The organism is Nonomuraea sp. NPDC049028 (genome assembly GCF_043197735.1).
Classification (GTDB): Bacteria; Actinomycetota; Actinomycetes; order Streptosporangiales; family Streptosporangiaceae; genus Nonomuraea.
Map to the genome: position 1 here is coordinate 804,677 of NZ_JBICTR010000001.1, position 9,980 is coordinate 814,656.

Annotated in this window: 9 protein-coding genes; 3 read left to right on the plus strand and 6 right to left on the minus strand. The window is 70.1% G+C overall.

Annotated elements, in window-relative coordinates; translation table 11 throughout:
- Nucleotide 1: 1 nt before the first annotated feature.
- Nucleotides 2-1,648 (plus strand): ABC transporter ATP-binding protein, encoded by a 1,647-nt coding sequence (locus ACGFJ2_RS03640; RefSeq protein WP_357951290.1) that lies wholly within the window; start codon nucleotides 2-4, stop codon nucleotides 1,646-1,648.
- 20 nt (nucleotides 1,649-1,668) lie between these two features.
- Here the strand turns inward: ACGFJ2_RS03640 and ACGFJ2_RS03645 are convergent, their stop codons facing one another.
- Nucleotides 1,669-2,349, minus strand: coding sequence for a GntR family transcriptional regulator (locus tag ACGFJ2_RS03645; protein ID WP_357951292.1), 681 nt, complete (start codon nucleotides 2,347-2,349; stop codon nucleotides 1,669-1,671).
- A gap of 59 nt (nucleotides 2,350-2,408) precedes the next feature.
- Between ACGFJ2_RS03645 and ACGFJ2_RS03650 the strand changes: the two genes are divergently transcribed.
- Both ACGFJ2_RS03650 and ACGFJ2_RS03655 read left to right on the plus strand, forming a co-directional pair.
- Nucleotides 2,409-3,158, plus strand: a complete 750-nt coding sequence (locus ACGFJ2_RS03650; RefSeq protein WP_357951294.1) for an aldolase/citrate lyase family protein — start codon at nucleotides 2,409-2,411, stop codon at nucleotides 3,156-3,158.
- Nucleotides 3,159-3,168: 10 nt separating this feature from the next.
- Complete coding sequence (locus ACGFJ2_RS03655; protein WP_357951295.1) at nucleotides 3,169-4,023, plus strand: carbon-nitrogen hydrolase family protein; 855 nt, start codon at nucleotides 3,169-3,171, stop codon at nucleotides 4,021-4,023.
- Between the two features lie 73 nt (nucleotides 4,024-4,096).
- On the opposite strand, the gene ACGFJ2_RS03660 is transcribed toward ACGFJ2_RS03655, so the two are convergent.
- From ACGFJ2_RS03660 to ACGFJ2_RS03680, 5 genes are all read right to left on the minus strand, one after another.
- Entirely contained in the window at nucleotides 4,097-5,503 is a 1,407-nt protein-coding gene (locus ACGFJ2_RS03660) for a DHA2 family efflux MFS transporter permease subunit (protein WP_393464274.1), read from the minus strand.
- 1 nt (nucleotide 5,504) lies between these two features.
- Nucleotides 5,505-7,130, minus strand: coding sequence for an AMP-binding protein (locus ACGFJ2_RS03665; protein WP_393464277.1), 1,626 nt, complete (start codon nucleotides 7,128-7,130; stop codon nucleotides 5,505-5,507).
- A 286-nt stretch (nucleotides 7,131-7,416) separates the two neighbouring features.
- Nucleotides 7,417-8,265 (minus strand): family 3 encapsulin nanocompartment shell protein, encoded by an 849-nt coding sequence (locus ACGFJ2_RS03670; RefSeq protein WP_357951301.1) that lies wholly within the window; start codon nucleotides 8,263-8,265, stop codon nucleotides 7,417-7,419.
- 12 nt (nucleotides 8,266-8,277) lie between these two features.
- On the minus strand, nucleotides 8,278-9,000 hold the full coding sequence (locus ACGFJ2_RS03675; protein WP_393464280.1) for a hypothetical protein: 723 nt from the start codon (nucleotides 8,998-9,000) through the stop codon (nucleotides 8,278-8,280).
- Complete coding sequence (locus tag ACGFJ2_RS03680; protein WP_357951304.1) at nucleotides 8,997-9,980, minus strand: aldo/keto reductase; 984 nt, start codon at nucleotides 9,978-9,980, stop codon at nucleotides 8,997-8,999. Before ACGFJ2_RS03680 ends, ACGFJ2_RS03675 begins: the two co-directional genes overlap by 4 nt.

Here is a 9,980-nt window from a genome sequence, read left to right on the forward strand (position 1 = left end):
CATGACAACCGACACGATCCTCTCGGTCGAGCAGCTCTCGGTGGACTTCCAGATCGCGGGCGAGTGGACCACGGCGGTGAAAGACGTCAGCTTCTCGGTCGCCAAGGGCGAGGTGGTGGCGCTGGTCGGGGAGTCCGGCTCGGGCAAGTCCGTCAGCTCGATGTCGGTGCTCGGGCTGCTGGCGCCGAACGCGCGGCGCCGCGGGAGCATCCGGTTCGGCGACACCGAGCTGATCGGCCTCGGCGAGGAGCCGCTGCGCGCCATCCGGGGCAAGCGGATCGCGATGATCTTCCAGGAGCCGATGACCGCGCTGAACCCCGTCTACACCATCGGCGAGCAGATCATCGAGGCGATCCAGTGCCACGAGCGCCTGCCCGTCGCCGAGGCCCGCTCGCGGACTCTGGAACTGCTGCGCAAGGTCGGCATCCCGGAGCCGGAGTCGCGGATCGACAGCTACCCGCACCAGCTGTCCGGCGGTCAGCGGCAGCGCGCGATGATCGCCATGGCGATCTCCGGCTCGCCGGAGGTCATCATCGCCGACGAGCCGACCACCGCCCTCGACGTCACCGTGCAGGCGGAGATCCTGGAGCTCCTGCGCCGCCTGCAGAAGGACCTCGGCTCGGCGGTCATCGTCATCACCCACGACATGGGAGTGGTCGCCGACCTGGCCGACCGGGTCGTGGTGATGAAGCAGGGCGAGGTCGTGGAGGAGGCGCCGGTCGCCCGGCTGTTCGCCGACCCCCGCCACGAGTACACCCGCAAGCTGCTGGCCGCGGTACCCCGGCGCGGGCAGGCGGAACCGGCCCGCGCCCCGGCCGAGCCCGCTGATGGCATGACGCTGCGGGTCACCGATCTCGAGGTCGAGTACCCGGGCCGGCTCGGTCGCAAAGGCTTCAAAGCGGTGCACGGCGTCAGCTTCGCCATCGAGAAGGGGAAGGTCCTCGGTCTCGTGGGGGAGTCCGGCTCGGGCAAGTCCACGATCGGCCGGGCGATCGTCGGGCTGGCGCGGGCCTCGGCGGGCGCGATCGAGATCTGCGGGCGCGAGGTGACGGGGCTCAAGGCCGGGCAACTGCGCGACTTCCGCCGGACGTACTCAATGGTCTTCCAGGATCCGGGCTCCTCGCTCGACCCGCGCCGGTCGATCGGCGACTCGATCGCGGCACCGATGATCATCAATCGGTACGCCGGTCGCGCCGCCGTACGCGAGCGGGTGCTGGACCTGCTGGAGCAGGTGGAGCTGCCCAAGAGCTGGGCCGACCGGTTTCCGCATGAGCTGTCGGGCGGTCAGCGGCAGCGCGTCGGGATCGCCCGCGCGCTGGCGCTGGAGCCCGAGTTGCTCATCGCCGACGAGCCCACCTCGGCGCTCGACGTTTCGGTGCAGGCCACCGTCCTGCGGTTGTTCCAGGAGCTGCAGGACCGGCTCGGCTTCTCCTGCCTGTTCATCAGCCACGACCTCGGCGTCGTCGAACTGCTCGCGCACGACGTCGCCGTTCTGCAGCACGGGCGGCTGGTCGAGCACGGCCCGGCTCGTGAGGTGCTGAACCAGCCGCGGACCGACTACACCAAGCGGCTCGTCGCGGCGGCGCCGGTGCCCGATCCCGCCGAGCAGGCCGAGCGCCGCGAGCTGTGGCGGGCCATGGCGAAGTGATCGAGCTGTCTATCGGGTGTTCACTTCAGGCGGGAGACCACCGACTCGTCGGGGCGCAGATGGTTGCGCAGCGTACGTTCGGCGGCCTCGAAGTCGTGCTCGGTCAGCGCCGCGAGCAGGGCGCGGTGCTCCGGGCCGATGACCGCCAGCCGGTTGGGCCGCAGCGAGATCGCGCTGACCCCGATCCGCTGGTGGCGCGGCTGGAGGCTGGTGAACAGGTCGGTCAGGACGGTGTTGCCGGTCGCCTTCACAAACGAATAGTGGAAGAAGAAATCCATCTTCGCGTGCTCGGCGATCGCGTCGCGGTCGCCGGCCCGGCACCGCGCCAGCGTCGAGGGCTCCTCCATCAGGTCCAGGTGCGCGGACAGGCCCGCCGGGATGTCGGTCTTCGTCTCGCACAGGATCCGGAAACCGTGGATCTCGAGCACCTGCCGCATCTCGTAGGTCTCGAACAGCTCGCCGGCCGTGACGCTCCGCACCTGGGCGCCGCGCCTGGGCTGCAGGTCGATGTACTTCTCGGCCGCCAGACGGTGGAACGCCTCCCGGACGGGAGTCCGCGACACGCCGGCCTCGTCGCAGACCAGCTTCTCCTCCAGGAAGGAACCCTCAGGAAACCGGCCGCCGAGGATCGCCTCCCTCGTCCACCGGTAAGCACGCTCACCGGCCGTCGTCGCCGGGACCCTGTCCGGTTCCCAATCCATGCCACCCCCCATGTTCATGTGTATACACAGCGTATACCAGTTTCTGTTAGGAGTATCCATTGCAGGACCAGCAAGACCGGAGATACGCCGCCTGGCTGTCCGGTCCGAGCTTCGCCGCGGCCGAGATCGTGGCGGACCTGGGTTACGGGGCGGTGGTCCTCGACATCGAACACGGCTCGTTCGATCTGGCCGATCTGGAACGCTATATCCCGTTCCTGCGCGCTCTCGACCTGGAGGTGCTGGCCAAGGTCCTGGGGCCGGAGCGGGGCCCGATCCAGCAGGCCCTCGACTTCGGCGCCACCGCCGTCGTCGTGCCCCACATCGAGGGCGTCGCGCACGCGGCCGCCATCTGCGCGTTCGGGAAGTTCCCGCCGCTGGGTGACCGGAGTTTCGCGGGCGGCCGTACGACGCGCTATGGCGGCTTCGACGACGAGTGGACCGCCCGGCAGGACCGCGAGACCCGCGTCTACCCCATGATCGAGGACGCCGGTGCGCTGGAGCAGATCGCCGACATCCTCGCGCTCCCCACGGTCGACGGCGTCTTCGTCGGCCCCAGTGACCTGTCCCTGCGCCGGGAGCGCGGCGCCTACAGCCGGTCGGAAGGCGACTTCGCCGACCTCAAGATCGTGGCGGACGCGGCCCGCGCCGCCGGCAAGCCCTGGGTGCTGCCCGCGTGGTCGGCGGAGGAGAAGGCGTTCGCGCTGGCGAACGGCGCCGACCAACTCGTCCTGACCATGGAGCACGGCGCCATCATGGCCGGTTTCCGGGCCGCTCTCGACCAGACCCGCGAACTCACCCGCAATCGTTAGGAGACACAGCATGCTCGTCACCGTCGGCCAGTTCGGCGCCACCACCGACAAGTCCGCCAACCTGGAAGCGGCCACCGCACTGATCGAGCAGGCGGCGGCCCAGGGCTCCCAGCTCATCGTCCTGCCGGAGAACGCCATGTACTCCAACTCGGACGTCACAGCCGACATCGTCTCGGAGACCGAACCCCTTGACGGCCCCTTCGCGACCACGATCCGCGCGCTGGCCAAGAAGCACGGCATCGCCGTCGTCGCCGGCATGACCGAGGCACCGGCGGGAGGGTCCGGCATGGCTGAGGGGCAGACCGGAGGGCCTGGCGCGACCGAGGCGTCGGCTGGAGGGTTCGGTAAGCCCAGTAACACCGTGATCGCCGTGGACTCCGGTGGTGACCTCGTGGGCGTCTACCGCAAGGTCCACCTCTACGACGCCTTCGGCTACCGCGAGTCCGACCGGGTCCAGGCGCACAAGCCCGAGCCGCTGATCTTCACCCTGGGCGACCTGACCTTCGGCGTCATGACCTGCTACGACCTCCGCTTCCCCGAGATGGCCCGGTTCCTGGTCGACGCCGGGGCCGAGGCGCTCGTCGTACCCGCCGCGTGGGTCGCCGGGCCCGCCAAGGAGGACCACTGGATCACGCTGGCCCGCGCCCGCGCGATCGAGAACACCGCCTACGTCATCGCCTGCGGGCAGACCGGCCCGACCTGCACCGGCCACAGCGCCGTCGTGGACCCGATGGGCCAGATAGCGGCCTCGGCGGGCGAGGCTCCGGGAGTGGCGTCCGCGGTCATCGGCGCGGAGCGGGTGAAGACCGTACGCGCCAAGAACCCCAGCCTCACCAACCGCCGCTTCGAGGTCGTCCCCGCCTGAGGACCGGCACCTGAGGACCAGCACCTGAGGGACAGCGCCTGAGGGACGCCGCCCGCCTGAGGGACGGCGTCCGTCACGGCGTCTTCGAGCCGGGTTCGCGCCGACCGGCGTCCGCCGTGGCGGGTGCCTCGGGGCTGCGCAGCCCCGAGGCGGCGACGGCGATGAGGGCGCAGAGCCCGAGCATGGTCGCCCAGACACCGTGGTACGCGGCGGTCGAGCCGAGGCGATCCCCCGACAGCACCAGTACGAGCGCGGAGACGCCGATGACCGCCCCACAGGCGCGCGAGGTGACGGACATGGCGGTGCCGGTGGCCAGCCGGGCGGGCGGAATCTCGGCGACGGCGGCACCGCTGAGCGCGTTGACCAGCACGGCGACGCCCATCCCGGTGGCGACGACCGCGGGCAGGACCACCGCGAGGTACGCCTGACCGCCCCCGGCCGCGACCGCAAGGTAGCCGGTGGCGAGCGAGAGCAGCACCACCCCGCCCAACGCCAGCCTGCGGTGCCCGGTCTTGGCCGCCAGTCGCCCGGCGAGCGGTGCGGTGAGCACCTGTACGACCGCGCCGGGAGTGACGGCGAGCCCCGCCTGAGCCTCCGAATATCCCCAGATCTTGGTGAGGAACAGGATGTTGGCCAGCGGAAGGGCGAACATCACCAGCCCGAGGAGGAACATCGCGAGGTTGGCCCGCTGGGTGCCCCGTGCCCGAAGGATCTTCAGGTCCACGATGGGAGCGGGGTGGGAGCGCGACCGCCGGACGAAGAGCACGCCGACGATGACACCGGCGACGAGGGCGAGGATCGTACCCGGACTGCCCGGCCCCCACGCGTCACTCTGCACGATGGCCAGCGAGGGCAGGCCGATGGCCGCCACCAGCAGGAACAGACCGATGAGGTCCGGCATCCGTGACGGGGTGGACGGCGGCGTCCGTGCCAGGGTCCGCCACGCGCCGAACAGCACGACGAGCCCGACCGGCAGGTGGAGGAAGAACACCGTACGCCAGTCCCAGGCGGCGACCAGCAGACCGCCGAGCGACGGCCCGGAGGCGGTCGCCACCGACTGCGTCGCGCTCCACAGGCCGATCGCCGTGCCGCGCCGTTCCGGCGGATAGTACGGCAGGATCAGCGCGAGCGTCAGCGGGGTGATCACGCCACCGCCCACGCCCTGCACCACCCTGGCCGCGATCAGGATGCCCGCCGAGGGGGCGACCGCGCACAGGGCGGCGCCGACCACGAACACCGTCAGCCCGGCGAGGAACACCCGCCGATAGCCGAACCGGTCCGCCAGGCCGCCCGCCGGCAGCAGCGCCGCCGTGAACGTGATCGCGTAGCCGTTGAACACCCACGAGAGTTCGGGCAGCCCGCTGCTCGGAAAGCTGCGGAGCATGTCGGGGAAGGCGATGTTGGCCAGCTGTACGTCGATCGCACCGAGAAAGGCGCTCCCGCACAGCACCGCCAGGGGGAGCGCCCGGGATCCGCGCACCTCAGCTGGACGCCGCGCCGTACTGCTCGCGGAGCTCGACCTTTCGGATCTTGCCCGTGACGGTCCGTGGCATGGCCTCGACGACTTCGAGGCGTTCGGGCCAGAACCAGCTGTTCACGCCGGCGTCCTTGAGGTACGTCCGCAGATCCTCCAGCGTGGGCGGTTCGCCGGACGGTGTCACGACGGCGCACACCAGCTCGATCAGCTTCGGATCCGGAATGCCGATGAGCGCGATGTCGCGGACGGCGGGGTGCCTGCCCAGCAGCGCCTCGATGTCGCTCACCGGCAGCTTGAGGCACATGTTGGCGATGATGACGTCCTTGGTCCGGCCGGAGATGCGCACGCCGCCGTACCCGTCGTCCCGGGCCAGGTCGCCGGTGTCGAACCAGCCGTCCGGCGTGAGCGAGTTGGCGTAGATCTCCTCGCGCCGGTAGTAGCCGAGGCATTGGGCCGCGCCGCGTACCTGCAGCGCGCCGATCTCGCCGGCCGGGACCGGCTGGTTCTCCTCGTCGACGATGCGCACCTGCATGCCGGTGACGACGGTGCCGTCACTCTCGCCCGCCCGCTCCGGCGGGTCTTCGGGCCGGGTCATGGTGACGCCGCCGTTCTCGGTCATGCCCCACAGCGCGTACACCCGTACTCCGAGGATCTCGCTCACCTGCTCCACCAGGTGCGGCGGGACGGGCGCCGAGCCGGACACGAAGATCCGCAGAGTGGGGATCTTCCGCGGGTTGGCCTTCTGCTCCTCGCTGATCTCCCGGGCGAAGGGCGGCGTGCCGTAATACATCGTGACGCCGTGCTCTGCCATGAGGTCGAGGTAGACGCCGGGGTTCCAGATGTCGGCCGTGACCGCGGTGCCGCCCAGCATCAACGCCTGCAGGTACGTCATCACCAGGCCCACATAGTGCATGGAGGTCTGCGCCGTCATGATGACCAGGCTGTCGTCCAGGCCGTACGCGTCCCCGTAGCCGCGGATGGCGGCATGCAGGGTGTTCTGGCTGTGCAGCGCGCCTTTGGGCTCTCCGGTCGTCCCCGAGGTGAACAGGATGAGGAAGGGATCGTCCGGACCCAGCGCGCGCCCGGCCAGGTCCGCGGGGTCACCGGGTTCGGGGTCGAGGAGGTGCTCCTCGAATCCGATGGACCCGGCCGGGCCGTCGCCGCCGAGCACGACGACGTGCTCCAGGGCCGGGATCTCGCTCGCGAGCGTCATCGCGGTCTCGGCGGTCGGCAGGTCACCGAGGCGGTTCACGGTGATGAAGACGCGCGCCTCGGTCAGCCGGATCATGAAGTCGAGCTCGCGATGCCGGTAGATGGGGAACTGCGGCGCGATACGCGCGCCGACTTTGATGCAGGCCAGCGTCAGGGGCAGCATCTCCCGGCGATTGGGTAATTGGATCGCGACATAATCCCCGGGCTGTACGCCCAGCCGGATCAGGCCGTGGGCGATCCGGTCGGTCAGCCGGTCCAGTTCCGCGTAGGTGACGACGTCGGTACGGCCGTCGGCGACCCGTCGGCTGATCAGCGCGGGCTTGCCGGGAAATGCCGCCACGTTATGCCGAAGGTCATCCAGGAAAGTCGCGCTTCGCCACCAACCGTTGCGCCGATATTCCTCATGTGTGTCCGTCACGCTCGCCCGCCTTCCATCAGGCGCCCCGCGGACGCCCTCGTCTGCTGATCTGCACGAAATTCAACGTACGGCATTTACCGCAATTCATCGCCTACGGGTTTTATCCTCCATTCCCTCGGAGGAGGCCACCCTTTTGCTCCCCGGAGGGGGTGTCCCTCTCCAGGGACCCCAGCCACCACGGACCGTCCTCTTCTGCTCCCCCGGAGGGGGTACCTCGCCCCAGAAACCCCAGCCACCATGGACCGTCACAGGAACCGAGACGGTCGTGCGACGAAGGGGGCCATGGTCACGAGGCGGGGGTGACGAGGTAGAACAGGGCCGGGAGATGGACCGCCACCCCCTCGTACACCTCCGCGCACACGGCCACCCCGGGCCGGGCGAACGTGCCCGGCGGCGGTTCGGCCACCCGGATGACCGAGTGACGGGCGTCCAGCAGCCTGGCCGCCACCGAGATGTCGCCGACGAGGGCGGACCCCGGGCTGATCCACCGGTTGCGGCTGATCTTCATGCCGTTGCCCGCCGCCAGGTCGGCCAGCAGGCCGTTGCGGCCGACGAGCCGGTGGTAGTAGTCGTTCGGGTTGATGATCATCGCGTGCGGGGTGGCGCCCGACTGCTCGACCTCGTCGCAGGCCGTCAGGACCCCGGTGACGTAGTCGGTGTCGTAGGGGAGCCGGGCGATCTCCGGGTGGTCGAGCAGGGCGTTGGTCAGGGCGAGGTTCTCGGCGGTGGCGAGCCGTACCAGTAATCGGTAGTCGAGGAAGGTGGCCAGCGCGTCCGGGTCGTCGGCCAGCCCGTCGGGGATCTGCACCCACGCCCGGATCGGGTGCACCCCCGCCTCGCCCATGCCGAACCTGAAGGCCGCCTCCCGGCGGACGTCGGAGCCGCGTACCGCCTTCTGCTCTTCCGGGGTGGGCCGGGACTCCGTCCAGAACCGGGCGATGTCGTCGGTGGGGCGGACCTTGAGCAGGTTCCGTACGGTCAGCCGTGGTCTGTCCTTGGTCGGCTCGTGTGCCTCGGTGATGGTGTAGTCGAAGGTCACCTCGGCGCGGCCGGGGTCGGCCGCGAACGCCCGCGCGAACGCCTGGCCCGGAGATTGCTTCACGGCGGTGGGGGCTGGGGCGGTGTCCGTTGACATGGGGCCTCCCGGTCAGAAGTCGTGCTGGATGAGCCGCTGGTAGAAGGGCAGATGGTGGTCGTAGAAGGCCTTCAGAGCGGAGTGGTTGTCGACGGTGTCCGGGTAGCTGTTGCGGCGGTCCTCGAAGCCGGCGCTGCCGATCGCGTCGAGATGCCACCGGCGGGTCCGCTGCCACTCGGGCCGGTCTCCGGAGTCCCAGGTGAGCGCGTGCGCGAGGAACGGCAGACCGGCGTACGCGCAGAAGACCTCGGCCACCTTCGCCGGCTCCGCGACCAGCCGCTCCGTGCGGATGACGAGCGGCCTGCGCCCGGTCGCCGACCAGGCCAGCTCGAACAGCCGGTACAGCCGCTCGTAGCCGATCTCCGCGCGGGTCACCGCCGGTTTGATCGCGTAGTGCGAGCTGATGGTCGGCTTGGGATCGCGGACGATGAAGGTGTGGACGATCCCGGCGAGCTCCTCGGGGTGGTCGAAGAGGTAGCCGTAGTCGTAGTCGAGCACCTCCTTGACGAACACCGGCCGCACGCGAGCCAGCTCCCTGAGGCCGATGAGGAGTTCCTTCTCCGAGCGCGCCACCGCCCGGCCGCCGTGCAGGGACGGGAGCGGCACCGCGCCCTCCTCGGTCAGGGCGAGGAACGGCTCGTGCAGAACGGTCACGTCGCCGCGCTCGATCATCATGCGCAGGAACGCCGTCGAGGCCGAGCGGGAGTGCGCCCACATGACGATCAGCGGGTTCACCCGGACCACCAAGCCGGGACGCGGTCCCAGCGGTGCCGGCGGAGCTCCTGGAGCAGCGCGTCGTCGAGCGGCCGGCCGTCGCTGACCGAGAAGTTCGCCCGTACGTGGGCCGGTTTGCGCATGCCCGGGATCACCGTGCTGACCGCCGGGTGGTTGAGGATGAACCGCAGGGCGAGCTCGGGCAGCGAGGTGCCCTCGGGGAGGGCCGCCTTGAGGCGCTCGGCCCGCTCGACGCTCGGCCCGAGGTTCTCCGCGCAGAAGTACGTGCTGCGCCAATCCTCCTCCGGCCAGCTGCTGTCGGCGCTCAGCGTGCCGGTGAGGGTGCCTTCGTCGAACGGTACGCGGGCGATGATCCCGATGCCGTCGCGCAGCGCGCGGTCGAACAGCTCGTCCTCGGGCGCCTGGTCGAAGATGTTGTAGATCACCTGGATGACGTCGATGAGGCCGGTGTCGAGCGCGGCGAAGCAGTTGGCCGGTTCCCACCGGTTGACGCTGATGCCGACCGCGTCGATGACCCCCTCACGCTTGAGGTCGGTGATCGCCTCCTGCCAGCGTTCGTCGGCCGCCCACCGGTCCTCCCAGGTGTGGAACTGCATCAGGTCGATGCGCGCCACCCCGAGGTTGTCCAGGCTGCGATGGGTGTACTCCCTGATGTGATCCGCGGGGTAGGCGTCGTCGAGGGTGTCGTCCGGTCCCGGCGGCCATTCGCGGTTCTTCGGGGGGATCTTCGTGGCGACGTACAGCTTCCGGTCGGGATGGCGGCGCAGCAGCGCGCCGAGCATCTGCTCGCTGACGCCCCGGCCGTACACCCAGGCCGTGTCGAAGAAGTCGCAGCCCAGCGCCACGGCTTCGTCGAGGCAGCGTGGGGCGAGGTCGTAGTCCCAGCCGGTGAAGTTGCCGGGGCCGCCGCCGATGCCCCACATGCCGTATCCGACCTCGCTGACCGCCCAGCCGAGGTTCCCCATCTTGCGGTGTCGCAT

Bases quoted from the DNA above. Each gene is read 5' to 3' on its own strand.
- ACGFJ2_RS03640 (WP_357951290.1), top strand. From the start codon at position 2: ATGACAACCGACACGATCCTCTCGGTCGAGCAGCTCTCGGTGGACTTC.
- ACGFJ2_RS03645 (WP_357951292.1), bottom strand. From the start codon at position 2,349: ATGGATTGGGAACCGGACAGGGTCCCGGCGACGACGGCCGGTGAGCGT.
- ACGFJ2_RS03655 (WP_357951295.1), top strand. From the start codon at position 3,169: ATGCTCGTCACCGTCGGCCAGTTCGGCGCCACCACCGACAAGTCCGCC.
- ACGFJ2_RS03670 (WP_357951301.1), bottom strand. From the start codon at position 8,265: ATGTCAACGGACACCGCCCCAGCCCCCACCGCCGTGAAGCAATCTCCG.
- ACGFJ2_RS03680 (WP_357951304.1), bottom strand. From the start codon at position 9,980: ATGCGACACCGCAAGATGGGGAACCTCGGCTGGGCGGTCAGCGAGGTC.